Raw genomic sequence first — 24,201 nt, 5'->3', positions numbered from 1 at the left:
TCACCTCATATCCAAAAATTATTGTTTAGAATACGCCGATTCATCTACGTACCATTCTACTGGATCATGCGTTAATACTGCCCCTGGCAAACAATGATCTACACGATCTTCCCAAGAGTACTCCTCATATTCTGCACGTTGGCGAAGAACTCTTGCCAGTGCGGCTTCTTTAGAAGATCCCACCACGGTAAACCAAACAGATTTTGCCATTTCTAGTACAGGAAATGTCAATGTCACACGGTCCCACACTTTTCCGTCTTTTACTGCTACTACCAGACGATCCCGTTCATAAAGGGCATCTGATTTAGGGAATAACGAAGCTGTATGTCCATCATCACCGAGGCCTAATAGTACCAAATCAATCGTTTCTTTTTCCGTTCGCTTTAATACCATTTTAACTTCTTGCTCATATTTATCGGCCGCTTCTTCTACAGTGCCATTATTCGTTGGTACTGGATAGTAATGAGCAGCGCCCATAATATTACCAAACAGTCTATCTTTCGCTCGTCCAAAATTATTATCTGGATTCGATTGCGGTACAAATCGCTCATCTACCCATAAGAAAAAAATATGCTCCCAATCAATATGATTTGTATATGCATCTGTATCCAATAAAGAAAATAAAGCATTCGGCGTCGTACCACCTGATATAGCCACTACACAAGAACCTGTTTCAGCAATACATGCATTGGTATACGTTATAAATCTATCAGCTACTGCCTTTGCTACATCATCTCCTGTAGAAAATGAGTGAATTATATCTCTCGCCATCGCCAGGATCCTCCTTCTAATAATTCTTCCGCTTCTACTGGACCTTCACTGAAAGCTGGATAGAAGCACAACGGTGTTGCTTCATCATTACGTGCCCATGCTTCTAGCAACGGTTTAAATAAGCGCCAAGATTTTTCTACTGCATCATTACGAACAAACAATGTTTGATCTCCTAATAAACCATCTAAAATCAGTCTTTCATAGGCATCTGGAATATCAGATAATGCCATGGAGTCGCTATACGAGAAATTCATCTCCAACGTATTTACGCTCAGTTTAGACCCAGGAGATTTAACCTCTAAAGACAGCCCCATACCTTCATTTGGTTGCATGCGAAGTACCAATACATTTTGGTTAAAGTCTTTCGCATGGAACGGTTTGAAAATAGAATGAGGAATTGGTTTAAAAGTGATAGCAATTTCACTGGATTTTTTCGGCAATCGTTTTCCTGTACGAAGATAGAATGGTACATCGCGCCATCTCCAGTTATCAATGAATAACTTCAATGCTACATACGTTTCTGTCATGGATGTAGGCGGTACATTCTCTTCTTTTCTATATTCTACCGCTGGGCGATCTTCTGTGGTAGATTCCACATATTGACCGCGCACTGAAATATCACTTAAGTTTTGGCGATGCAGTCCACGAATGGAAGAAATCAGTTTTGCAATTTCATCACGATAGTCATCTGCATTAAAGCTTGCTGGTGGCTCCATCGCAATCAAAGATAATACTTGAATCATATGATTTTGTACCATATCTCTAAGAGCCCCTGCTCCATCGTAGTATCCTGCACGTTTTTCAACGCCCAACTCTTCTGCTACTGTAATTTCTACACGCTCAATATATTTACGATTCCAAAGCGGTTCAAAAATAGCATTTGCGAAACGAAGCATCAAAATATTTTGTACCGTTTCTTTTCCCAAATAATGGTCGATACGATATGTCTGTTCTTCTGTAATATATTGTTTCAATGCAGCATCTAAGGCAATGGCACTTTCTAAATCATGACCAAATGGTTTTTCAATAATAACCCTAGACCAAGATCCAACTTCTTCTAACAGTTGAGCCCCATGTAATTCACGTACAATAGGTTCAAATAATTCTGGTGGCATAGCTAGATAAAATAATGCATTACCACCTGTACAGTGAGCCTCTGCGACGCGCTCTAACTCGTCACGCAATGCTACATACGTAGACGCTTCTGTATATTGTCCTGCTACATAGGAAAAGCGCTCAATAAATGCGGCCTCTTCTGCTGTTGGTTCTTGCGCACCTAAAATGGATGTTTGTACCTCTTGACGAAATTCTTCATGGGTCATCGCCGTACGAGCTACGCCAACCACTGCTACCTTTGGTGAAAGTAAACCTCGCTTAAACAGTGAGAAAATAGCTGGCAACAATTTACGTTTTGTCAGGTCTCCAGAGGCACCAAAAATAACGATGGCTCCTGCACCTGGTGTATGATCAATACATAATTCTTCTCGAAAATTATAGGACACATTCATTGTGAATCTCCTTTACCTCATTCCCTATCGGAAATACTAATATTGTATCTTTTATTATATCACATTCATACACCTTGACAATGGTTATAGAGTTTTGACTTTTCTCACCACATAGGGTATAATTAATAAGCACGATTTTGTGCAAAGTTATATTAATCTATGAGGTGATTATCACATGGCAACGAGAAGAGAAGCACGATTTAAGTTATGCCGTCGCTTCGGTGTGAACGTATTCGGTCACGCGAAGGCTTTAAAACGTGTAAAAAAAGACCAACGTCAAAAGAAATTATCTGAATATGGTCTTCAATTATTAGAAAAACAAAAAGTTAAAGCATACTACAACTTGCTAGAACGCCAGTTCGTACGCTATTACGATAAAGCGAAAAAAATGCACGGTGTTACAGGCCAAAACATGTTAAAATTGTTGGAATGCCGTTTGGACAACCTTGTATATCGCATTGGCTTCGGTAACTCCATTCGTCAAGCTCGTCAAATGGTAAACCATGGTCATATCCTTGTTAACGGCAAACGCGTTGACATCCCTTCCTACCAATGTAAAGTTGGCGATGTAATCGAGCTTCGTGAAGCTAGTCGTGACAACGAAATGTTCAAAGTGAACTTCCAAGAACTTCGTTCTTTCGAACTTCCTTACATCGAAAAAAATCTTGACGCTTTCCAAGGTACATTAACTCGCCTTCCTGAACGTGAAGAACTTCCTATCGAAGTAAACGAGACACTAATCGTCGAATTGTACTCCAAATAATAGGATACTACAGCAACCAGTCTTCGGATTGGTTGCTTTTTTTATGCTTTCATAGTTGAAATTATTATGGGCAGTTTATATAATGAAAGTACATATCATTTATTATGTATTAAGCGAGGTGCGATTATGAAAAAACTATTTTTTCTACTAGCGATTTTTTCGCTCTTTACAATGTCAGCATTTGCCGTTTCATTAGATGAGCTGAGAAATTCACCTGAAAGATATAAACATATCTATGCAAATCAAACTCTTGATGGATATGTAGAAATTCCTTCAATTAATGTAACACGTTATAATCCACCATATTATATTATCAATGCAACTATGTATGTGGTCGAATACAAAACAAATACTATTGGTAAAGCAGATACTACCTTTTTCTACGATTATAATCGTAGCTCAGAAGTGCTAAAGAAAAAACTCCCCGATAATATGTTAATTCTTGAGGAGCAGGAAAAAAATTCCGGAATACAATGGAAACTATCTGGACTAACCGACTATCATTTTGATGGTTCAATAGACAGACCTTATCTTCACATAAACTCTGCTAACCCTAAATTTTCACCCGAAGAAGCTCCTATCACTTCACTAGGGTATATGGCAGCTACATATAGCTTCTACAAATCTTATAATATGTACTTTAATCCACTTGCTGATAATTATTTATTCTAAAGGTGTTCAACATGTCACAAATTCTTCTCTCTATTTTTTACTTCATTCTAGCCGGTATTGCCGAAATCGGTGGCGGTTATTTGGTATGGCTCTATCTGAAAGATGATAAAAGCCCTTGGTATATGCTAGCAGGTGCCATTACCCTCATCATCTATGGTATTATCCCCACATTACAAGAAGCACCTTTCGGTAAGGTCTATGCAGCCTATGGCGGTATCTTCATCGCCTTGTCCATTCTATGGGGCTATTACGTGGATGGTATTACTCCAGACCGATATGATATTATCGGTGGTGTTGTATCCATCATTGGGGTATTGATCATTATGTATTATCCTCGGTAATAAGAATGGCATATTTTTATATTGCTATATAAATAATACAAAGCAAAACACCCTAGGATTCCACCTAGGGTGTTTTTATACTTCTTTAAGGCCCCTATTCTTTGACCTCAACCCCTATCTCCTCTAGACACAAAAATCTCTAGTCCAAGCTATGCACCATGCACTCGCTCAAACTAGAGATTTTTTATTACTCATAGAAACTATTCTTTGTACAATGTACGAAAGCTATTTATTGATCTAACTAAACTCTATTAAATTTTTTCTCCATAGAAGATCAACTCTTCGTCTTTCACTAAAGCATAGGAGCGTGTACCTAGTCCCATTCGGTCTGCACGTAGTAAGATGGCTTGCCATTCGCTATTAGGGGAAATATCTTTAAAATAATCCCACGTGCGTTTTTCTACCGTGCTAAGCACGCCATTTTCCACTGGTGTAGCTTGCGTGATAATATCGCCCAAAGCTTCATCCATAGCTACCATGTCATAGGATACAACAATTCCCAAGTTACCTACGATTTCGTTTGTAGCACCTGCAGCTACTAGTTTTTCTTGGTTCACATAATCTGCTACTACATCCATCGCCACCCCTACATGGAATCGTTGGCGATTTCTTGTAGCTGCTGCAGCATATTCAGCCACCGCTTTATGATGCTCTGTACCCGTTAAGCCAACAAGCTCACGACGGCCTTCCAAACTTGCGGAATACCAACCAGTATTGTTCACAGCACCCGAGAATCCACTGTATTCATTCGCTTTAATATGATTCACCGTAATGATGACATCACAAGTAGCTACTCTTTCATCAATGAAAGCTACTTTCACCGCTTCTCCATCAGGCACAATGACCTCTTTATACGCACTAGAAGGCTCATCCATATACACTACAGTGCCACCTTCTGCTTCAATACGGTCTTTCATATAGGCAACCACTGTTTCATAGGCCACATAGTCACTGTGTAAATCATTTCGCACCAAGGCTACTGTTTTCCCTTTGCATTGAATTTCTTCAAAGCCAATTTTACGCAATAAAAACTCTAATCGTTTATGAATTAATTCTTGATTTGCTTCTTGTATTGGTGAATAATATACTTCCATAGGTCTTCTCCCTGTATTCGCATAATATACATAATACTATTATTATATCATAGGATATATAGTTTCATGTACTATAGAGTGCAAGTTTTATCTATATTGTACCGGATAATCATAGTGAACACTCCATAGTATCCCCCACGAAATACATACTTTCTATCTGTATAAAATACTACTAAACTATGTTAGAGATATATAACTATGATGAGCATAGTATGATCTCATATCCTCAAACTCTATGCAATACAAAAAAGACGTACATGCATAGCACATACGTCTTTCGATCATGGCGGAGGATTAGGGATTCGAACCCTAGCGCCGGTAACCCGACCTAACGATTTAGCAAACCGTCCTCTTCAGCCTCTTGAGTAATCCTCCATGATACTCAATAAGAATATCATAGATTGATACTGTTTGTCAATCACTTTTTATAAATCGTAGCCAGTTTCTACAACTTCCACTTCTCCAGAATTAGGGTGCATCATCAATCCATGAATGGCTACATCTTTTGGAATGAGTGGATTCATTCGCAACATACTTACTGTCTCTTGTACATTATCTACGGGATGGGAAAATCCATCAGCCCAATGTTCTAATTCATGGCGTACCATTTGAATCGCTTCTGGCGCAACACCACGGCTAAGCATCGCCTTTGTTAAGCTTTCAGAAGTAGTCTTAGCCATACCACATTCATAGTGTCCGATAACAAAAATTTCAGATACACCCAATTCATAAATACAAACAAGCAAGCTGCGCACAACACTATCAAACACACCTGAAATGGAGTTCCCTGCACTCTTAATTACTTTCGCATGACCTCGTTCAATACCCAAGGCTTGCTCCATAAAATTAACCAGTCTCGTATCCATACAAGTTAATATAGCTACTTCTCTTGTAGGCACTTTACTAACAGGCTCTGTAACATCTCCATAGTCTGGCTTATTTCTTTCTAAAAACTCTTGATTATGGCGTAAAATTTCACTTAATAAGTTCATATACTCTCCTTTCTATTTCACAATTCGCTTCTTATAATGCTGTGAATTACCCTGTTCTTTCCAACCCACACGGTCTCCAATGGACATCACGCGGCGAGTTAAACATTCCTTACACTGGTCTGCATTATCGTCCACACATGGTTTATTATCGTATAGTAAATATTTTGCACGATGTTCTGGCACTGTAATAATAGGCATTAATATATTGGCACCTGCTGCAAGTCCTTTTTCACGACCCAATTTATCCAATGCTTGTAATGCTGTTGTGGCTGCAATATTCACATCTTTTAGGAATAAGCGTGTTAAAGCAATCATTTTTAAGCCTAATTGTACTCGTTCTAATTTCCCTTCTTTAGAATCGATACCTAGATCCAAAGCCCGTTGTCCTAATGGTGTATCATGATGGACAACATAGGGCCCCATACCGATCATATCGATATCCATATCACGGTAGAATAAAATATCATTCACAAGATCATCTAAGGTTTGACCTGGGAGGCCAATCATTACACCTGTCCCCACTTGGAATCCTACTTTTCGCAAGGACTTCAAACAATTGACTCGAGTCTCAAAAGAGTGTAACGCATCCTTAGGATGAATCATCTCAAACAATTCTTGATTCGTTGTTTCAATCCGTAGTAAATATCGGTCTGCTCCTGCCTCACGCATACGTCGGTACGCTTCTTCCGATTGTTCTCCCACGCACATAGTAATACCTAATTCATTATTACTTAGCTTTTTAATATCTCGAATTAGATCTACTACGTAATCAACAAAGCCCTCATCTGTTCTTTCACCAGATTGCAAAGTTAGAGAACCATATTCATGCTCATAGGCCCATTTCGCCATTTTCAACACATCATCTCGAGACATATCGAAACGTTCCGTCTTGCTGTTTTCATAGCGAATGCCACAATATAAACAGTTTTTTATACAGCGATTGGAAAACTCAATGAGTCCACGGTAATAGGCTACCTTATCTACGTAAGCAGCTTTTACCTCATAGGCTTTTTTATAAATCTTTTGCAATGTTTCCTCATCAGTAACGGTCATCAGAAATCGTAACTCTTCTTCTGTTAACCACTCGTTACCAACAAGGTCTTTCTCTAAAATACTATCTACTGTCATAGTCCCTCAATTTTAATACCTTGATTAGGTATATTTTTTATACTATATATTCATTATATAAACACGTATAGGTTACTACATTCTATTATATGCCTCAAATCTAATTTAAACATTTTTATGCCTATTTACGATAGGCTAACGTAAATGAACCATCTAACTGTTTTGGTAATGGATCCAATACAAACCCTTTCAATTCTTTTGGCAATTCTGAAAGTTCAGTAATTTGATGCTCACACATATAATGCACTAAAGTGCCTCGCATCTGTTTGGATGATGTACTTAATTGTTTCCATACTCCATTACGATGCTCTAGAAACTCAATAGTCACCATCTTAGGGTGATTGATCCATTTAGAATATTCTTTAGATGCTAGATTTAAAATCCACTCTTCCCTAAGCACAGCTTCATCAATCAATGGTTGCCACCATGCATACAAACTAGTTTTCTCAGCTTTTAATACAGGATCTATTAAATCTAGCCGATATCTTTTAATACCACTATCAGGGGCTACTAAGCCATACAAGGCAGATCCTATCCATACATGAGAGTTAGCAAATAGTTTTCCCTCCGTCGATAAGCCTTCGTAATTAAAATTTTTAAAAGATAAGCCATCATAACTGAGTGCAGCCATACCTTCTACTTCAGTATCATAGTTTTGGTAAAAAGTATATACCTCATCTAATACAGCCTCTTTTATTTTTAAAACTTTTCCTAAGACATCCTTTGATATACCTTGCATATGTTCTACAATCCGTTCCGTCATATGGGGTGCAAACTTTGGAGCATTAGGAATTCCTTTTATATCTTTTGTTTTACTAGGGGATATAATAATTTTCATAATATTCCTCTACTGGATTACAATCATCTTTACTATATATAATAAATCTACTAAAAGGACAATAGTTCCTTACGCTAGTGAATACAGCCCCCCGCCCTCATAATAGATTTTGTAACTATATCATACTTATTAAGTATACCATATATCGAAGAGTTTTAATATAAAAAGACGGGCACAATACCCGTCTTTTTATTAACACGCAAGTTAATATCTTTTGCAAATTTTTATTCAAGCATTTCATGACAATGTTTACATTTTGTAGCAACTTTAAGTACTGTTTCTCCACAATATGGGCAAGACTTATATTTGTCTGGCTCTGCCTTAACCTTATCAGAAGACATCATAATGGCATGTATTAATGCAACTATCCATAACAATATTCCGTAAATAGCAAATAAACTAAATGATTTGCCCTTTCTATGAGCAATGTTAGCTGGAATAAGCATTATAACTGAAAATAATGCATAATCTGTTAAAATGCTACTAAAGAATATATGTCGATTTACACCTTGAAAATGAGGATCCAAAATAACTGATGTAACAATAAATGCAATTATAAACCAAACTATATTCAATACTATAATCATGACAATTTCCTCCCTTTAATTTTCTACAACCTAGAATGATATCTTACAAGTGCATTATAACACAAAAACCCCTCAAACACGAATGTTCAAGGGGTTTTTAGTAGCTTAAGAATTATTTCAATTCTACAGATGCGCCAGCTTCTTCTAATTTAGCTTTTAAAGCTTCAGCGTCAGCAGCAGCTACGCCTTCTTTTACAGGAGCAGGAGCGCCGTCAACGATAGCTTTAGCTTCTTTCAAGCCTAAGCCAGTAGCTTCACGTACAACTTTGATTACGTTGATTTTGGAAGCACCAGCGTCTTTAAGAATTACGTCGAATTCGGATTTAGCTTCAGCGCCACCAGCAGCAGCACCAGCAGCAGCTACAGCTACAGGAGCAGCAGCAGTTACGCCGAATTTGTCTTCGATTGCTTTTACAAGATCATTAAGTTCAAGAATAGTTGCGTTTTCTAAATCAGCAACGATTTGTTCGATGTTCAATGCCATGATTGATATCCTCCATTATTGATATATGTTATCTTAGTTAATTGTGTTGCTATTATGCAACAGTTTCGTCTTTTGCTTCCGCAACAGCTTTTACTGCGTACGCTACATTGCGAACTGGAGCTTGAAGCACGGAAAGAAGCATGGAAAGCATACCTTCGCGGTTCGGCAAGTTTGCAATTTCTTGTACTTGTGCAGCAGTTAAAACTTCACCTTCCACAATACCAGCTTTAACAGTTAAAGCTTCAGTTTTTGTGTCGTTAATGAAGTTTTCAAGAATACGAGCTGGAGCTACAGCGTCTGTGCTAGAAGTTGCTAATGCAGTAGGACCTTCTAAATGCTCAGAGAAAGCTTCGTAACCTAATTCGTTAGCAGCGATGCGAGTCAAAGTATTTTTAATTACTTTGTAGTCTACACCTTCAGCCAAGAATTTACGACGAAGATCTGTTACTTGAGCAACAGTCAAACCGCTATAACCAACTAATACAGCACCTTTCGCTTCAGAAAGAGTTTCTTTCATTTGAGCTACAACTGCTTGTTTTTGTTGAGTGACAGCCATTAGAATACCTCCTTGTAGATTTTTGGTGATTTTCTATGTACTATCTTAGCGTAAAAACGACCTCAACGAAGACGTTGAGGTCGAGAACCATTCTATAATAGATTGGATTCAGCCTCAGCGGGCGAGTTTCCTCATTAAATCAAATGATGCCAGCCGTCTACAGCTAAGAGAACATATATAATTATTGTTCCTTAGTAGTGCTTGTTAATTTAAACACGTTCATAGGAACGCCAGGACCCATAGTGGAGCTAATAGTCACAGATTTAATGTATTGACCTTTAGCTGCTGCAGGTTTGGCCTTAACAATAGTATCAACGATTGTACGGAAATTGTCAAGTAATTTCGCATCATCGAAAGATGCTTTACCGATAGGACAAGCAATAATACCAGCTTTGTCTGTACGGTATTCGATTTTACCTGCTTTAATTTCGCTAACAGCACGAGCTACATCAGGTGTTACAGTACCAACTTTAGGGTTTGGCATTAAGCCTTTAGGACCTAAAATTTTACCTAAACGACCAACTTGGCCCATCATGTCAGGAGTAGCTACAACAACGTCGAAGTCGCTGAAACCACCTTGTACTTTTGCTACTAATTCTTCGGAACCAACGATATCTGCGCCAGCATCCTCAGCTTCTTTAATTTTGTCGCCTTTCGCAAATACGAGTACGCGTTGAGTTTTACCTGTACCATGTGGTAATACAACGGCACCACGAACTTGTTGATCAGCGTATTTAGGATCGACGTTCAAGTTGAAAGCGATTTCAATTGTTTCGTCGAATTTTGCAGTGGCAGTTTTCTTAACTAATTCAATACCTTCTACTGGTTCGTAGAATTTATCTGCTTCGATAAGTTTTACTGCTTCAGCATATTTCTTACCTACTTTTGCCATTTTTATTCCTCCTTATGTGGTGTAACGGGATGTCCCTCCCACCGATATGTGAGTCACATACCGTACGCTAATTAATCAACGATTTCAATGCCCATGCTGCGTGCAGTACCTTCTACCATACGCATAGCTTGCTCAACAGTGTTAGCATTTAGGTCAGGCATTTTAAGTTCAGCGATTTCACGAACTTTATCGCGACCAACTTTAGCTACTTTATCACGGTTAGGTACTCCAGATCCTTTTGGGATACCTGCTGCTTTTTTCAATAAAACTGCAGCTGGTGGAGTTTTTGTGATGAAAGTGAAGCTTCTATCTTCGTATACAGTAATAACAACTGGGATGATAAGACCAGCTTGTTGAGCTGTTCTTTCGTTAAATTCTTTAACGAAGCCCATGATGTTAACACCTGCTTGACCCAAAGCTGGACCAATCGGTGGCGCTGGACTCGCTTTACCAGCCTCGCACTGTAATTTCACAACTTTACTAACTTTTTTAGCCATGGTGATTACACCTCCTTGCGTCAAAATGTGGTGGTAACGGAGCGAAATTGCCCCTCCCACTGGCAACCTCCCGGCCGCCTAAAAAGGTTAGAGTTATATTATATATTAAAGAATCTTCTCAACTTGAGAATATTCTACCTCTACTGGGGTTTCACGATTAAACATTTCTACATTTAAACGTAGTTTTGCATGTTCGTGGTTAATTTCAGTAATAACGCCGGTCCTATCTTCAAAAGCACCGGATGTAATTCGGACAGTTTCTCCTACTTCAACGTCGAGATTTTGTACTGGCTCTTGATCTAAACCTTGAGACTTTAAGATATAAGCTACTTCAGAATCAGATAGTGGTACTGGTTTTGTTACAGAACCAACGAATCCTGTTACACCCGGCGTATTACGCACTACATACCATGATTCATCATTTACTTCCATCTCTACCAGCACATAGCCCGGAAAGACTTTGCGTTTTACTACTTTTTTTACACCATCTTTTTCATCGATTTCATCTTCCATAGGAATCAAAATGCGAGAAATCACATCTTCCATTCCCATAGCTTGAACTTTCAATTCCAAAGTGGTTTTTACTTTATTTTCGTAGCCTGAGTAAGTATGTAAGACATACCACTTTTTATCTGTTCCCATCAAAAAGGCCTCCTACCTTACAGCACTCTTTAACAATTTAAAAAGTTCTGCAAACACTGTGTCAACGATACCAATAATAGCAGAAATAAGAATCACTGCTACGAATACTGCAATCGTATAATTCACAAGCTCTTTACGTGTAGGCCAGACTACTTTCTTAAGCTCAGAACGAACTTCACGAACAAATTTTCCATTGCCGTTTTGTTGTGTTTGAGCTTTGGAATTAGTTACTGCCATGATATCACATCCTCACGTCAACAAATAACTGAATAATTATTTTGTTTCACGGTGTAACGTGTGTTTACCACAGAATTTACAGAATTTATTCATTTCAATACGATCTGGGTTATTTTTTTTGTTTTTGTTTGTCTGATAGTTACGTTGCTTGCATTCAGTACAAGCCATAGTTACTGCGTTACGCATCAGTTTACACCTCTCTTTAAAGTGCCTAGACGGCTATTACATCATAAACATACTAATATAGACTACCACAAGTGGGAGCCTATGTCAAATGCAATCTAAAAAAGCCAGGCAATTCCTGACCTCTCTATTATTACATAGAACCGCGTAAATAGCAAGTAGTTACCTATGTAATTTCTAAATTTATCGTTTACAAAATTGAATGATGGGTCTATAATAAAACCATAATTTCAGTTCAACTATGGAACACTAGCTCAGTTGGCAGAGCATCTGACTCTTAATCAGAGGGTCCAGGGTTCGAACCCCTGGTGTTCCACCACATCTAGAACCGCACAACAGTGCGGTTCTTTTGTTATGTAATACCATAATCGATTAACGTAACTTTTTCAAGTTGACATCTTTTTGACATTAGTTTGACATCACTTTATTTTTTCTAAACTTGAGTTCTTGAAAAATGCACGCAGTTCACAGATAGCTGTTTTAGCTAATTTGTGAAACTGCGTGCATTATTTAAATTCTATTTTTATAAAATTAGCGCCCCTACAACACCACCTACTAACAAGGTAATGTCATAGAATATAAATGTTGGCACACAAGTGTCCCATATATGATTATGTTGTCCATCTGCATTAAGTCCTGATGTAGGTCCTAATGTAGAGTCAGATGCTGGAGACCCTGCATCACCTAATGCTGCAGCGATACCAATCAGCAATATGATAGCTGGCACGGAAAATCCTAAATGCACTCCCATAGGAATGTAAATCGAAGCAATCACCGGAATGGTCCCAAAGGAAGTGCCAATTCCCATTGTGATTAACAAGCCTACCACTAGCATAACGATAGCACCAATTAACTTAGAATCGATGATAGATACAGTGGCTGACACTAAATGCTCTACTGAGTTGGTCTCACGCAAAACGTTAGCATAGCCCGCTGCAATTAACATGACAAAGGCTATGGTCCCCATCATACGGATACCACCTTCAATATCTTCATCCATTTTTGACCACTTAATAAGACCTGTTGCAAAGAATACAACTAAACCAGCCAGAGCACCAATCGGCAAAGACTTAAAATATAATTGTGCCACAAAAGCGACTGCTGCTCCCGCAAGACCTTTCCAACAGTCCGCCGTCATACGAGGTACTTCATCGGTAGTTTCTTCTTGTATCACCGCAATATCTTCATACTCACGGTTTCGACTATAGTACACAATGGCAAGCAATAATCCTACCACCATGGATATGCCACCAATCCACATAACAGAAGCTATATCGGAAATCGATACATTCACTCCGTTCGCTACCATTTGATCTTTTATGATAGTCATAAACAGCAAGCCAAATCCAACTGGCAAAGATACATATGGCGCTTTCAGCCCAAATGTTAAAGCACACGCCACCGCTCTACGGTCCAATTTCATACGATTCATAACCACCAATAGGGGCGGAATTAAAATGGGAATAAAGGCAATGTGCACAGGAATTAAATTTTGCGAAAAGCACGCTACAAAGGCAATGAGCAATGTAAACGCTACCTTTTTTGTTCCTACTATATTCGTAATTTTTTTCGTCACTACTGTAGCTAGCCCAGAACGGCCTATGACAATCGCTAAGGCCCCTAATAAAATGTAGCTAAATGCTGTTTCCGAATTGCCGCCCATACCGCCAATCAAGGATTCGATCGTATCTGTCACAGACATACCACCTGCTAATCCTGCCACCAAGGAAGCTGCAATGACTGACAGCAACACATTGAATCGCAGTAAACACAAGATTGACATGGCAATCACCGATAACACGATGGGGTTTACTAAAATATCCATTCAGGATCTCCTTTTTATCATACTTATTAGTTTTTCTTACCGTACAAAATGCAGTACCTTTCATACAGGTAAGCAAGCCCTTTGGTTATAATTGCACCAAACTTAACAGGCGTTTCTCCTCTTCATCCAATGTTGCTTCAATCTCGCTCATACGTACATTCATGGCATCCACAAACTCTTGATCCTGAATAGAGCCGAGGTTAATTCTAACATTTAAAAATGCGCTTTTTACAGCTGCTCTGGCATTAATCACAGCAATGGCACCATCAGTAATGGCATTTGTATTTCCTTTCACAATCACTGTTTCTGCCAACGGCAACAAGGATACAGCTAGCACACCAATTTCAAATGGTACGAGGGCAGCTTGCTTTGTAGTGCGTTGAATCTCTTCTTTACGAACGTGTTTTTCCTCGTCAGTTTCTTTTGGTAACTTGAAAGCCCCCATTAGTTCCATGAAAGCTGCACTATCTTTATTAATATAGTGGATAAAGTCTTCTTTCACCTGACACATCCGTCCTTGAATCTCTTTCATTTCTTCTTGGACAGATTCATACTTCGTTTTACCAATCGTCAAATTCGCTACCATTTCGATGAGTGCTGCTGCCGTAGAGCCACTCATCGCCGCTACACTTCCACCCCCTGGAGCCGGAGCACTAGAGCCCAGTTCACGAATAAAATCCAACACTGATACTGTATGTAATTCCATATTACCTCCTAGAATAGCCCTTGAATTGTGCCATCTGTGGCCACATCCATGCCAAGAGCAGCTGGCTGTTTTGGCAAACCTGGCATAACCATGATATTACTTGTCTGACACACAATAAATCCAGCACCATTGGCAATACGCACATCTTGTACTGTAATTGTGAAATCAGTTGGGGCTCCCAATAATTCTGGGTTATCACTTAAAGAATATTGTGTTTTAGCTACGCATACCGGTAAGTCCGCAAGGCCCCATCCTTCTAATTGCGCAATTTGTTTTTTCGCTGCACTTGTAAATACAATTCCAGTACCGCCATATATTTCTTTAACGATAGCTGTCAATTTATTTGAAATGGTATCTTTCACATCATATAAGAAAGTCGGTTTCGTCGTTGTATTCTCTAATATACGCATCACTTGCTGTGCCATATCGATGCCACCAGCACCGCCTTTTTCCCAACATTCATTCAGTGTCACATCGACACCATGGCGTTCGCACAATGCTAACAATGCATCGATTTCAGCAGCTGTATCAGTAGCAAATTTATTAACGCTCACTAATACAGGTAGCCCAAAGGCTTTCATATTGGCAATTTGTTTTTCTAAATTGACAAAGCCTTCCTGTACTGCTGTCACGTTTTCTGTTGTAAGATCAGATTTTAGCACGCCTCCATGCATTTTTAGAGCTCGTATCGTCGCCACAATCACCACTGCATCTGGGAAAATATCTCCATAATGACATTTAATATGCAAGAACTTTTCCGCTCCCAAATCAGCGCCAAAGCCCGCTTCTGTAATGACAACATCACCTAGCTTCAATCCCAATTTAGTGGCAATAATAGAGTTACATCCATGAGCAATGTTCGCAAATGGCCCACCGTGAATCAACACTGGCGTATGCTCAAGGGTTTGTACTAAATTTGGTTTTATGGCATCTTTCATAAGAAGCGCCATCGCCCCTTCACAACCTAATTGATGTACAAATACAGGTTCGCCCGATAGATTTGTGCCAATGACAATTCGTCCAAATCGGGCTTTTAAATCTTCTAAATCACGAGCTAAACACAAAATAGCCATAATTTCTGAGGCCACTGTAATCATAAAGTGATCTTCCCGTGGTACACCACTCATAGGGCCACCAAGACCCACCACAACATTTCGTAGGGCGCGATCATTCATATCCATCACACGCTTCCAACTAATGCGTCTCACATCAATTTGCAATGCATTGCCCTGAAAAATGTGATTATCAATCATAGCTGCTAATAAATTGTTAGCCGATGTAATCGCATGCATATCCCCTGTAAAATGAAGGTTGATATCTTCCATTGGTACCACTTGTGCATAGCCACCGCCTGCAGCGCCACCTTTCACACCGAAGACGGGCCCTAACGATGGTTCTCGCAATACAGCAATGCTATTCACTCCAATGTGTTGCAAGGCTTGTGTTAAACCGATGGTTGTAGTCGATTTTCCTTCTCCAGCTGGTGTTGGTGTAATGGCCGTCACTAACACAAGTTTTCCATTCGGTTTATGTTGTAAACGTTCCATCGCATCAAAGGAAACTTTCGCTTTATATTTTCCATATAATTCCAATTCATCTTCTGAAAGTTGGCATCCTTTGGCAATCTCTACAATTGGTTTCATCTCTGCCTGTTGAGCAATTTCAATATCACTTAACATATATATTCCCCTCCCAATACGCACTCATGCACTTGCATAGAACATACAATATCATCGACTAATTGACACTCTTCGTAGATTCATGCTTTTGACTAGTACTACAATAAAGAAAAAGTCTATTAGAACCATCATACAACGTTTTCCTATATTTCGTCTATTAATAATTGTCACAATTCGACATAAAATATCTATACATAGGCAACAAAAAAGCACCATGCCTGTTCTATATTAGCATGGTGCTTATATTGTTATACTAGATAAAGTACAATCTAAATACTTTGTATTTATGCTTTTACATCTTCGTGAGCTTCGCCTACGTGCTCAAAGCTTTCTTGTTCCATCGCATCTACTTCTTCATCAGTTAATGGATGTTCCATTAAATATGTCAATCGCTCTGCAGATACTTCATTTTCCCAACGACCTACTAGAGCAGCCGCTAAGCAGTTACCAGACAAGTTACATACGGTACGAGCCATATCCAAGATACGATCCACACCAAGAATTAATGCTAATCCTTCTACCGGCAATCCAAAGGCAGCTGCTGTACCCGCAATCACAATTAAGGAAGCTCCTGGTACTGCTGCAATCCCTTTCGTAGATAACATCAACGTAAGAACCATCAACAATTGTTGTTCAATCGGAAACGGAATGCCATATACTTGTGAAATAAATACAACTGCTAAGGACGAATACAATGTAGATCCATCTAAGTTAAATGTATATCCCAATGGTAACACAAAGCTTACGACCTGATTCGGAATCCCTACTTTTTTCAACTTTTCCATCGCAATCGGTAATGCTGCTTCAGAAGCTGCTGTAGAGAAGGCCAATACGATTGGCTCTTTCAACACTTTACCTAATTTAAACAAGTTTACTTTTGTAAGGAATGATGCGATAGCAACGATGATCACTAAGAATAAAATCAATCCACCGTATAATGTAAATACAAGTTTCATTAACGGTACTAACATACCTAAACCGAAGTTACCTACCGTATAGGCAATAGCACCAAAAATACCGATTGGAGATACGTACATAACATAGTGCGTCACTTTAAACATGATGTGAGCCAAGTCTTTGGAAAGCTCTACAATTTGTTTACCTTCTTTACCAATACTAGCTGCAGCAATCGCAAACATACAACTAAAGAAGATAATTTGCAACATATCGCCACGAGCCATAGCATCTACGATATTCGTTGGAATGATGTTAACCAACATTTGTATGTGGTCCATTTCCCCTTTGGCAGCTGCTTTATTAGCAATATCCACCGCATTGCCAGTAGCTGTTAAATTAACACCTACACCTGGTTCAAATACGTTAACTACAAATAAACCAACAAATAATGCCAATGTTGTTGCAATTTCGAACCATAAAATAGCTTTACCGCCTAGACGACCTAACTTTTTAAAGTCCCCTGTACCAGCAATCCCCATAACAAGAGAGCTGAAAATCAATGGAACTACAATCATTTTAATCATGCGAATAAATACATCACCTAACGGTTTTAATTGTTTCGCAAAATCTGGTGCTACAACGCCCACCAATACCCCTGCAATCAAGCCAATAACAATCCATCCGGATAGGCCCAATTTTTTTAATACTGCCATAGAATCCCCTTTCTTTCAAAGTAATACCCTTATATGGACCATATAAAAAGAGGCACTGGTGTACTGGATAGCACATCGTGTCTCTTTTGTCAGACCCTAGTTTATAATTCTATAGAAAGATTATACCAAATTTTTTCTATATACACAAGATATTTCGTTTAAAAATAAGGGTATTTATTCATTTTTTTGATTCTTTATTCTCACTTACTTTGAAAATAAAAGCACTTCTACAAGATTTCCCTGTTTCATAACATCACTATTTTTAGCTACTTTAACAAGTCCTTCCGCCGTTGCTATACTTTTAATTCCACCTGATGTCATAGCAAAGTTTGGATAAAACCAACATTTCCCTTCTTCATATTGCAAAGATCCCTGATAATACCGATCACAAGGATGCTTACGATCTATAGATTCCCCTAAATAGCAAGATATCCAAGGTGTTCTACTCTCAGTACCTACTGATAAGGAACGCAATATAGGTGCTACCAGTATATAAAATTGATTTAGCGCTGCTGTAGGATTCCCAGATAAGCCCATACACCATGTTATATGGCCATCTCTTTCTATACATCCTCCAAAGGAAGCTGCCCCTGGTCTCATCTGCAACCGACGATATAGTGTACGAGCTCCTAGTTGTTCATAGAGTTGAGGCATTGTATCAAAATCGCCTACGGATACACCACCCGTACTAATGATCATATCAATGGGCCCATTTGCATCGAGTAATTGAAGTACCTTTTGACAATTTGATTCCAATGCATCTAGTGCATCTGACAAATGTGCAACAACTGCTACCTCAACTTCAAGAGATTCTAATGCACCTTGGAATAAATATCGATTAGAGTTATAGATTTGTCCCGCTTGTACCGCATCCGATACATCTACTACTTCACGACCTGTCGTCAACAAAAGTACTCGTGGCTTTCGGTACACACATACAGTTTGAACACCTTGGCTAGCCAATAAGGCCATGTGCCCCGGCGCCAATCGTGTCCCTGTAGCAGCTAGTACTTCTCCAGCCTGTACATCTTCTCCTTCTAACAAAATATGTTGTCCTTGTTGAATCTTGCCAGCCACTCGTACATGATTAGCATCTATCTCTACGAGAGCTTCTTTCACAATCACAGTATCTGCTGTATCAGGAATCATCGCTCCCGTCATAATCGCAATACCTTGCCCTTTGGCTAATGTGCCTTGAAATGTTTCTCCTGCACCGATTGTATCTATGATGGTATAGGTGTTGACCCCTTCCTGAAAGGCAACGGCAATACCATCCATGGCAGATCGACGGAATGGAGGATAGTTCATCTGTGCCACCACAGGTTCTGCTAACACTCGACCTCCACATGCCTTTAATGAAACTTGCTCTGTTCCCAATATATATTTACTAAAAGGAGCCTTCAATTCTTGTAAGGCTCCCTCCACTGTTACTGCAGGTATCATAATAACTCCTTTGTTATCCAATCTGCTAAACGCTCCATATCATCATCGCTAAAGCTAAATTGTTCACACAGAGTACTTCCTTCCAATCGGTCGTCTGCATCCGTTACTACAGCTACAATATCATCCACCTGATGCAAACGAGCTTCATCATGGTCAGTACGCACCACTTCAATAATCGGTGCCACTCCATGAGTGCGGCTTTCTAGGAACACTAGATCTACTGGCATCTCATTGGCTAATCGAATCAACTGCTGCTGACGTTGCATACGTTCATCATTTACGATCATCGCATACCCATTAGGCCCTGCAATAGCGACTGCCTTCGCCCCTGCCTGTGTAGCTTTCCAAGTATCAGTTCCCTCCGTATCCATAGTAAATCCATGACCGTCACTTTTCACCATGCCTACGACGATACCACGTTCTGACAAGACTTTGATCAGTGCTGTTGCTACCGTTGTTTTGCCAGATTTGGACTGGCCTGCACTAATCGATACAATCGGTACAGAACGTTCGCGATTTAAAGCTTTTGCTTGAGCCAGTTTATAGGAAAGCTTTGTATTTACATTTTGATACATTTCAGCTTCATCAATCATATCCATTTCCATATAAGGAATCTGTTCTAACATACCATGCATGGATACGTCATCACCTTCTAAAGCTTGCTCAATATAAGAGAATACGGACGCTTTATAAATAGCGGCTAATGGCTCATACTCTTGTAATCCCACATAGGGAACCATAGCCAATAATTCTCCTTGCAAGAATGTATCAATATGAACTTCCCACGATGGCAACCAATGGAATGAGAACCAAGGCATATCTGCAGATACTACAATATATGCTTCTTTGGATCCTACTGCAAAGGCAGCTTCCAATCCGCTCAATGGTCCTTTATCCGGAATGCGATCGTGCACCAATTGAATATCGCGTCCAAAGGAGCGAGCTTCTTCTAAAATATGCAATTCTGATTCTTCTAAATCACGGTTGATGGAAACTATAATTTCTCCACATTCTGTTAGTACCGCCTTGCGGAGCATCTCCCCCAACAGGGTTGTGCTTCCCCAAGGCAATCTCGTCTTGTCTGTTCCCATACGAGTACTTAACCCGCCCGCTAAAATAATTATTCCTAACTCTGAAATCATCTATATCTCCTATATACGTATTATGTCTTACTAGATACCTAGTTTCTATCTATGATTAGTATTTACTCGACGCAAGCCTTTCATCACCGGTACATACAACACGGCCAATACCACCAAATTAATGATTAAATCTGGTAACATGTAGGTAGCATTGTATAACAAAGAATACACCCAAGGGCTTTGTCCTTCTGGCGCATAGGCACCAAATACTACGACCCCACTAATGGCAGACATAGCAAAGCGAGTCAACGCAGCATAGACAGCCCCAAAGAAGGCTTTCACCGTACCGGCACCGCCAAAGAATCCCGCAATACCGATAGCACCATAGGCCAACAAGTAATCCAATATAATGCTTAAGTAGTGAACGGAATATTTAAACCCTAATATAAAATGAACAATGCCATATACTAAGCCAGTCAACATCCCTGCACGACCACCCCAACGGTAAGCATATATCAATAATGGCACTAAATTTGCTGCTTTGACTGCACCACCTTGTGGCATTTGGTAAATCACATACATACTTAAAATTTGTGCCATCGCAATAACTAAACCACCTTCAACAAGCATCAGTGTATTGGTAGAAGTTTTGCCAGGTGTTCTTTTTGTTACATTTGTATCATTCGTACTTTTTGGTGAATTAGTAGCACTCATAGTATTTCTCCTTTATATGGATACCTGTATATGTAAAATCTGAAAGCTCAATCACATGATATTAACAACTTTCTATAGTATTTCTATTCTATCATTTTTTATAGGTCTTTTGCAAAAATTGTTACTCTCTACGATTCTATACTTCATGTATGCACTGAAAGTACATAAGTTATGTTGCCAACTTGAAGGGACTTATGTATAATAGATAAGGATTATGTCTTAATCCTAATTATGTCTATTTAGGGGGCAACAAATAATGATCAATACTACAAACATTTTCGATTATGAAGACGTGCAACTGATACCAAATAAATGTATCGTATCTAGCCGTAGTGAATGTGACACAACTGTAAAGCTTGGAAGTCGTACATTCCGTTTACCAATTGTGCCAGCTAATATGCAAACCATTATCGATGAAAAATTGGCAAAACAATTAGCAGCTGAAAACTACTTCTACATCATGCACCGCTTCCAACCTGAAAAACGTTTGGACTTTGTCAAAGACATGCATGAGGCAGGTTTATTTGCATCTATTTCCATCGGTGTAAAACCAGAGGAATTTGATTTTGTAAAAGAATTAAAAGAAGCAAACCTATGCCCAGAATATATTACTATCGATATTGCTCACGGTCATTCCAATAGCGTTATTGAAATGATTCAACACATTAAACGTGAACTTCCTGAAAGCTTCGTTATCGCTGGTAACGTAGGTACTCCAGAAGCCGTACGTGAACTAGAAAATGCTGGTGCAGATGCCACAAAAGTAGGTATCGGACCTGGTAAAGTATGTATCACTAAACTAAAAACTGGTTTTGGTACTGGTGGTTGGCAATTATCCGCGGTTCGCTGGTGTGCGAAAGCGGCTACAAAACCTATCATCGCTGACGGTGGTATCCGCGATCATGGTGACATTGCGAAATCTATTCGCTTTGGTGCTTCCTTCGTGATGATCGGATCTCTATTCGCTGGTCATATCGAATCTCCAGGCAAGGAAGTCACTATTGACGGTGTAACTTACAAAGAATACTTCGGCAGTGCTTCTGAACACCAAAAAGGGGAACGCAAAAACGTAGAAGGCAAAAAAATTACAATCCAATCTAAAGGCAGTATCTTCGATACATTGATAGAAATGGAACAAGATTTACAATCTTCTATCTCTTACGCTGGTGGTACTACACTACAAGCCATCAAAAAAGTTGACTACGTTATCGTTAAAAACTCTATCTTTAACGGTGACCGCTAATCACATATATGAGGACTCTTTTCTAGAAGGGCCCTCTTTTTTATTAGCCTCCCAATTACCTATATCTCCTACTCTATATAGGACCACAGCATATATATAGAAGCCCCTCACGAACATGTTCTCTACATGCAAAAAGAGCTATTATCGACCCTACTTAGTCGTAATAGCTCTTTCTTTTCACATCCACAGATGTACTATTTAAATTTAGGTCTTCTTCCTTCTGCAAAGGCGCGTACACCTTCTCGGAAATCTTCTGTGCCCCCTAAGGAATTTTGGATTTTCACTTCTAATTCCGCATATTCCTCAAAGTTTGTAAAAAAACTAGCCCACATCATTTGCTTCATAGCACGGAAAGAATGAACAGGTCCTTTCGCCAAGCGTTGTACCAAACGATTCGTGGTGCGCTCCAAAATTTCTGGTTCACACACTTTATAAACAAAACCATATTCCTTGCCTTTTTCCGCCGTTACAGCCTCACCAGTCATAGCTAATTGCATAGCACGGTTGATACCTACAGCACGGCTCAACAAGTACATACCACCTGCATCAGGGGCTAATCCTACATTAACAAAAGCTTGAATAAATCGGCTATTGGTAGAGGCTACGCACATATCGGCTGCCAATACCATATTGAAAGCCGCCCCTGCCACAGCACCATCAGTGCACATCACAACAGGCTTCGGCAAATGTTTCATGGCTAAAGAAATTTCCATTACCAAGTGAGTAATCTCAAACAAAGATTCTGTATCATCCTCTTCTACAGCGCGTTTCATTTCTGTTAAATCACCGCCTACAGAAAAGACTTTCCCTTCTGCTTTGAAGACTAATACACGGGCCTCATCCGTTTCTTTCACCACCCGAATGGCATCTAGAATTTCTTGGCACATAGGCACATTGAATCCATTTTGCACTTCTGGGCGATTAAATGTAATGGTGGCCACATTATTTTCAATACTAAATATAATATTTTGATACGTCATACATCACCTATTTCAATGTTTTCGTAGGATCATCTGAATCATCTTGTGGCTCTTCTTGTAATGTGAACGGTTTACCTACCCCATCATTACGTAAGCGATCGGCTCTAATTTTCGCCCAATCAATAGGCTCACCTTTTTCTAACGCTTGACCTGTTACAGCATCTACGATAACGCTATATTCTTTTTCATCAGTATCCTGTGTACGAACAATGTAGCGCACTTCATTATTCTCGGCTTTAATTTCCCAACCACGAGAGAAAGAGCCTGCTCCTACTAATTCACGAGCCGCTGCCTCTGCTTGCTTCGGCGCTACCACTTTCAATGGATTAAACACTTTAGAAGCTACATCTTTTGCTTTACTAGAACGGAATTCACGGATTACTTTCCCTGTAATAACGTCTACATCAATGGTAATTTTTTGTTTTGGTGTATACCCTACCACCACATATTGGTAGTTACCTTTTGATGGGTCTAACGTAATAGAACTAACAGCAGCTTTCACATAGCGACCTACAAAAATACCTGCTACTTCACGCATAGACAATACCATAGATTGACCAGGTTGACGTACCACCACTGTTTTATCATTCAAATTAGAATACTCATTGATTTCAGCATGTGCTTGTGGAGCTACTGCAAAAGTCGTAGCAAATGCCATAGCACCTACTAAAGCTAGTGTACTTTTTTTCATTTGACTCTCCTATATATACAACTCTATGAACAAAACTTCCATG

27 protein-coding genes and 2 tRNA genes are annotated in these 24,201 nt (G+C 39.3%); 5 read left to right on the top strand and 24 right to left on the bottom strand.

What is annotated here, in order from left to right; translation table 11 throughout:
* Positions 1–18: 18 nt before the first annotated feature.
* The gene (gene pgl / locus EO122_RS01560; RefSeq protein ID WP_127009070.1) at positions 19–771 is read right to left on the bottom strand and encodes a 6-phosphogluconolactonase; all 753 of its coding nucleotides are present in this window, start codon (positions 769–771) and stop codon (positions 19–21) included.
* A complete protein-coding gene (gene zwf, locus EO122_RS01555; protein WP_127009069.1) occupies positions 756–2,279 on the bottom strand; it encodes a glucose-6-phosphate dehydrogenase in 1,524 nt (507 codons plus the stop codon). Before zwf ends, pgl begins: the two co-directional genes overlap by 16 nt.
* Positions 2,280–2,454: 175 nt before the next feature.
* Here zwf and rpsD point away from each other — a divergent pair, with 175 nt between their 5' ends.
* From rpsD to EO122_RS01540, 3 genes are all read left to right on the top strand, one after another.
* Positions 2,455–3,042 carry a 30S ribosomal protein S4 gene (gene rpsD, locus EO122_RS01550; protein WP_127009068.1) on the top strand — a complete coding sequence of 196 codons (588 nt, stop codon included), beginning with the start codon at positions 2,455–2,457 and terminating at the stop codon, positions 3,040–3,042.
* A gap of 126 nt (positions 3,043–3,168) precedes the next feature.
* Positions 3,169–3,714: a hypothetical protein gene (locus EO122_RS01545; RefSeq protein WP_127009067.1), complete on the top strand. Its 546-nt coding sequence runs from the start codon at positions 3,169–3,171 to the stop codon at positions 3,712–3,714.
* Between the two features lie 20 nt (positions 3,715–3,734).
* On the top strand, positions 3,735–4,055 hold the full coding sequence (locus EO122_RS01540) for a YnfA family protein (RefSeq protein ID WP_206168498.1): 321 nt from the start codon (positions 3,735–3,737) through the stop codon (positions 4,053–4,055).
* Positions 4,056–4,306: 251 nt separating this feature from the next.
* Here EO122_RS01540 and EO122_RS01535 read toward each other — a convergent pair whose 3' ends face one another.
* The 13 genes from EO122_RS01535 to rpmG form a co-directional block, all read right to left on the bottom strand.
* Complete coding sequence (locus EO122_RS01535; RefSeq protein WP_127009065.1) at positions 4,307–5,149, bottom strand: DUF362 domain-containing protein; 843 nt, start codon at positions 5,147–5,149, stop codon at positions 4,307–4,309.
* 284 nt (positions 5,150–5,433) lie between these two features.
* Positions 5,434–5,524: transfer RNA gene (locus EO122_RS01530), tRNA-Ser, on the bottom strand.
* 50 nt (positions 5,525–5,574) lie between these two features.
* Entirely contained in the window at positions 5,575–6,141 is a 567-nt protein-coding gene (locus EO122_RS01525; protein WP_127009064.1) for a carbonic anhydrase, read from the bottom strand.
* Positions 6,142–6,153: 12 nt separating this feature from the next.
* Positions 6,154–7,269, bottom strand: coding sequence for a [FeFe] hydrogenase H-cluster radical SAM maturase HydE (hydE, locus tag EO122_RS01520; RefSeq protein ID WP_127009063.1), 1,116 nt, complete (start codon positions 7,267–7,269; stop codon positions 6,154–6,156).
* Positions 7,270–7,390: 121 nt separating this feature from the next.
* Complete coding sequence (locus tag EO122_RS01515) at positions 7,391–8,107, bottom strand: YaaA family protein (protein ID WP_127009062.1); 717 nt, start codon at positions 8,105–8,107, stop codon at positions 7,391–7,393.
* Between the two features lie 224 nt (positions 8,108–8,331).
* Positions 8,332–8,694 carry a hypothetical protein gene (locus EO122_RS01510; RefSeq protein ID WP_127009061.1) on the bottom strand — a complete coding sequence of 121 codons (363 nt, stop codon included), beginning with the start codon at positions 8,692–8,694 and terminating at the stop codon, positions 8,332–8,334.
* Between the two features lie 112 nt (positions 8,695–8,806).
* Positions 8,807–9,178 (bottom strand): 50S ribosomal protein L7/L12, encoded by a 372-nt coding sequence (rplL, locus tag EO122_RS01505; protein WP_126937680.1) that lies wholly within the window; start codon positions 9,176–9,178, stop codon positions 8,807–8,809.
* A 52-nt stretch (positions 9,179–9,230) separates the two neighbouring features.
* Positions 9,231–9,734: a 50S ribosomal protein L10 gene (gene rplJ / locus EO122_RS01500; protein WP_127009060.1), complete on the bottom strand. Its 504-nt coding sequence runs from the start codon at positions 9,732–9,734 to the stop codon at positions 9,231–9,233.
* A gap of 181 nt (positions 9,735–9,915) precedes the next feature.
* Positions 9,916–10,626: a 50S ribosomal protein L1 gene (gene rplA, locus EO122_RS01495; RefSeq protein ID WP_126937678.1), complete on the bottom strand. Its 711-nt coding sequence runs from the start codon at positions 10,624–10,626 to the stop codon at positions 9,916–9,918.
* 71 nt (positions 10,627–10,697) lie between these two features.
* A complete protein-coding gene (rplK, locus tag EO122_RS01490; protein ID WP_062401677.1) occupies positions 10,698–11,123 on the bottom strand; it encodes a 50S ribosomal protein L11 in 426 nt (141 codons plus the stop codon).
* Between the two features lie 105 nt (positions 11,124–11,228).
* Complete coding sequence (nusG, locus tag EO122_RS01485; protein ID WP_126937677.1) at positions 11,229–11,765, bottom strand: transcription termination/antitermination protein NusG; 537 nt, start codon at positions 11,763–11,765, stop codon at positions 11,229–11,231.
* A 12-nt stretch (positions 11,766–11,777) separates the two neighbouring features.
* Positions 11,778–12,002 carry a preprotein translocase subunit SecE gene (gene secE / locus EO122_RS01480; protein WP_127009059.1) on the bottom strand — a complete coding sequence of 75 codons (225 nt, stop codon included), beginning with the start codon at positions 12,000–12,002 and terminating at the stop codon, positions 11,778–11,780.
* A gap of 36 nt (positions 12,003–12,038) precedes the next feature.
* Positions 12,039–12,188: a 50S ribosomal protein L33 gene (rpmG, locus tag EO122_RS01475; RefSeq protein WP_062401675.1), complete on the bottom strand. Its 150-nt coding sequence runs from the start codon at positions 12,186–12,188 to the stop codon at positions 12,039–12,041.
* 240 nt (positions 12,189–12,428) lie between these two features.
* Between rpmG and EO122_RS01470 the strand changes: the two genes are divergently transcribed.
* Positions 12,429–12,504 (top strand) — tRNA-Lys (locus tag EO122_RS01470).
* Positions 12,505–12,708: 204 nt separating this feature from the next.
* Here the strand turns inward: EO122_RS01470 and EO122_RS01465 are convergent.
* The 7 genes from EO122_RS01465 to thiT form a co-directional block, all read right to left on the bottom strand.
* Positions 12,709–14,010 carry a Na+/H+ antiporter family protein gene (locus tag EO122_RS01465; RefSeq protein WP_127009058.1) on the bottom strand — a complete coding sequence of 434 codons (1,302 nt, stop codon included), beginning with the start codon at positions 14,008–14,010 and terminating at the stop codon, positions 12,709–12,711.
* A gap of 85 nt (positions 14,011–14,095) precedes the next feature.
* Positions 14,096–14,716: a cyclodeaminase/cyclohydrolase family protein gene (locus EO122_RS01460; protein ID WP_127009057.1), complete on the bottom strand. Its 621-nt coding sequence runs from the start codon at positions 14,714–14,716 to the stop codon at positions 14,096–14,098.
* An 8-nt stretch (positions 14,717–14,724) separates the two neighbouring features.
* Complete coding sequence (locus EO122_RS01455) at positions 14,725–16,395, bottom strand: formate--tetrahydrofolate ligase (RefSeq protein WP_127009056.1); 1,671 nt, start codon at positions 16,393–16,395, stop codon at positions 14,725–14,727.
* Between the two features lie 284 nt (positions 16,396–16,679).
* Positions 16,680–18,005, bottom strand: a complete 1,326-nt coding sequence (locus EO122_RS01450; RefSeq protein WP_127009055.1) for a dicarboxylate/amino acid:cation symporter — start codon at positions 18,003–18,005, stop codon at positions 16,680–16,682.
* Between the two features lie 204 nt (positions 18,006–18,209).
* Positions 18,210–19,448, bottom strand: a complete 1,239-nt coding sequence (locus tag EO122_RS01445; RefSeq protein ID WP_127009054.1) for a molybdopterin molybdotransferase MoeA — start codon at positions 19,446–19,448, stop codon at positions 18,210–18,212.
* The gene (gene mobB, locus EO122_RS01440) at positions 19,445–20,590 is read right to left on the bottom strand and encodes a molybdopterin-guanine dinucleotide biosynthesis protein B (RefSeq protein WP_127009053.1); all 1,146 of its coding nucleotides are present in this window, start codon (positions 20,588–20,590) and stop codon (positions 19,445–19,447) included. The genes EO122_RS01445 and mobB overlap by 4 nt, the downstream gene beginning before the upstream one ends.
* A gap of 45 nt (positions 20,591–20,635) precedes the next feature.
* Positions 20,636–21,160 carry an energy-coupled thiamine transporter ThiT gene (gene thiT / locus EO122_RS01435; RefSeq protein ID WP_127009087.1) on the bottom strand — a complete coding sequence of 175 codons (525 nt, stop codon included), beginning with the start codon at positions 21,158–21,160 and terminating at the stop codon, positions 20,636–20,638.
* A 340-nt stretch (positions 21,161–21,500) separates the two neighbouring features.
* Between thiT and guaC the strand changes: the two genes are divergently transcribed.
* On the top strand, positions 21,501–22,487 hold the full coding sequence (gene guaC / locus EO122_RS01430; RefSeq protein ID WP_127009052.1) for a GMP reductase: 987 nt from the start codon (positions 21,501–21,503) through the stop codon (positions 22,485–22,487).
* Positions 22,488–22,681: 194 nt separating this feature from the next.
* Here guaC and EO122_RS01425 read toward each other — a convergent pair whose 3' ends face one another.
* A complete protein-coding gene (locus tag EO122_RS01425; RefSeq protein ID WP_127009051.1) occupies positions 22,682–23,467 on the bottom strand; it encodes an enoyl-CoA hydratase in 786 nt (261 codons plus the stop codon).
* A gap of 7 nt (positions 23,468–23,474) precedes the next feature.
* Positions 23,475–24,158, bottom strand: a complete 684-nt coding sequence (locus EO122_RS01420) for a PepSY domain-containing protein (protein ID WP_127009050.1) — start codon at positions 24,156–24,158, stop codon at positions 23,475–23,477.
* Positions 24,159–24,201 lie beyond the last annotated feature (43 nt).

This window comes from Veillonella sp. CHU110 (genome assembly GCF_003992255.1).
GTDB lineage: Bacteria > Bacillota > Negativicutes > Veillonellales > Veillonellaceae > F0422.
Note: the sequence above shows the minus strand (reverse complement) of the source record. Positions and strands in the feature narration are given on the sequence as shown.

Excerpts from the sequence above, each read along its gene's own strand:
- pgl (WP_127009070.1), bottom strand. The coding sequence starts at position 771 with ATGGCGAGAGATATAATTCACTCATTTTCTACAGGAGATGATGTAGCA.
- zwf (WP_127009069.1), bottom strand. The coding sequence starts at position 2,279 with ATGAATGTGTCCTATAATTTTCGAGAAGAATTATGTATTGATCATACA.
- rpsD (WP_127009068.1), top strand. The coding sequence starts at position 2,455 with ATGGCAACGAGAAGAGAAGCACGATTTAAGTTATGCCGTCGCTTCGGT.
- EO122_RS01545 (WP_127009067.1), top strand. The coding sequence starts at position 3,169 with ATGAAAAAACTATTTTTTCTACTAGCGATTTTTTCGCTCTTTACAATG.
- EO122_RS01535 (WP_127009065.1), bottom strand. The coding sequence starts at position 5,149 with ATGGAAGTATATTATTCACCAATACAAGAAGCAAATCAAGAATTAATT.
- EO122_RS01525 (WP_127009064.1), bottom strand. The coding sequence starts at position 6,141 with ATGAACTTATTAAGTGAAATTTTACGCCATAATCAAGAGTTTTTAGAA.
- hydE (WP_127009063.1), bottom strand. The coding sequence starts at position 7,269 with ATGACAGTAGATAGTATTTTAGAGAAAGACCTTGTTGGTAACGAGTGG.
- EO122_RS01515 (WP_127009062.1), bottom strand. The coding sequence starts at position 8,107 with ATGAAAATTATTATATCCCCTAGTAAAACAAAAGATATAAAAGGAATT.
- EO122_RS01510 (WP_127009061.1), bottom strand. The coding sequence starts at position 8,694 with ATGATTATAGTATTGAATATAGTTTGGTTTATAATTGCATTTATTGTT.
- rplL (WP_126937680.1), bottom strand. The coding sequence starts at position 9,178 with ATGGCATTGAACATCGAACAAATCGTTGCTGATTTAGAAAACGCAACT.
- rplJ (WP_127009060.1), bottom strand. The coding sequence starts at position 9,734 with ATGGCTGTCACTCAACAAAAACAAGCAGTTGTAGCTCAAATGAAAGAA.
- rplA (WP_126937678.1), bottom strand. The coding sequence starts at position 10,626 with ATGGCAAAAGTAGGTAAGAAATATGCTGAAGCAGTAAAACTTATCGAA.
- rplK (WP_062401677.1), bottom strand. The coding sequence starts at position 11,123 with ATGGCTAAAAAAGTTAGTAAAGTTGTGAAATTACAGTGCGAGGCTGGT.
- nusG (WP_126937677.1), bottom strand. The coding sequence starts at position 11,765 with ATGGGAACAGATAAAAAGTGGTATGTCTTACATACTTACTCAGGCTAC.
- secE (WP_127009059.1), bottom strand. The coding sequence starts at position 12,002 with ATGGCAGTAACTAATTCCAAAGCTCAAACACAACAAAACGGCAATGGA.
- rpmG (WP_062401675.1), bottom strand. The coding sequence starts at position 12,188 with ATGCGTAACGCAGTAACTATGGCTTGTACTGAATGCAAGCAACGTAAC.
- EO122_RS01465 (WP_127009058.1), bottom strand. The coding sequence starts at position 14,010 with ATGGATATTTTAGTAAACCCCATCGTGTTATCGGTGATTGCCATGTCA.
- EO122_RS01460 (WP_127009057.1), bottom strand. The coding sequence starts at position 14,716 with ATGGAATTACATACAGTATCAGTGTTGGATTTTATTCGTGAACTGGGC.
- EO122_RS01455 (WP_127009056.1), bottom strand. The coding sequence starts at position 16,395 with ATGTTAAGTGATATTGAAATTGCTCAACAGGCAGAGATGAAACCAATT.
- EO122_RS01450 (WP_127009055.1), bottom strand. The coding sequence starts at position 18,005 with ATGGCAGTATTAAAAAAATTGGGCCTATCCGGATGGATTGTTATTGGC.
- EO122_RS01445 (WP_127009054.1), bottom strand. The coding sequence starts at position 19,448 with ATGATACCTGCAGTAACAGTGGAGGGAGCCTTACAAGAATTGAAGGCT.
- mobB (WP_127009053.1), bottom strand. The coding sequence starts at position 20,590 with ATGATTTCAGAGTTAGGAATAATTATTTTAGCGGGCGGGTTAAGTACT.
- thiT (WP_127009087.1), bottom strand. The coding sequence starts at position 21,160 with ATGCTTGTTGAAGGTGGTTTAGTTATTGCGATGGCACAAATTTTAAGT.
- guaC (WP_127009052.1), top strand. The coding sequence starts at position 21,501 with ATGATCAATACTACAAACATTTTCGATTATGAAGACGTGCAACTGATA.
- EO122_RS01425 (WP_127009051.1), bottom strand. The coding sequence starts at position 23,467 with ATGACGTATCAAAATATTATATTTAGTATTGAAAATAATGTGGCCACC.
- EO122_RS01420 (WP_127009050.1), bottom strand. The coding sequence starts at position 24,158 with ATGAAAAAAAGTACACTAGCTTTAGTAGGTGCTATGGCATTTGCTACG.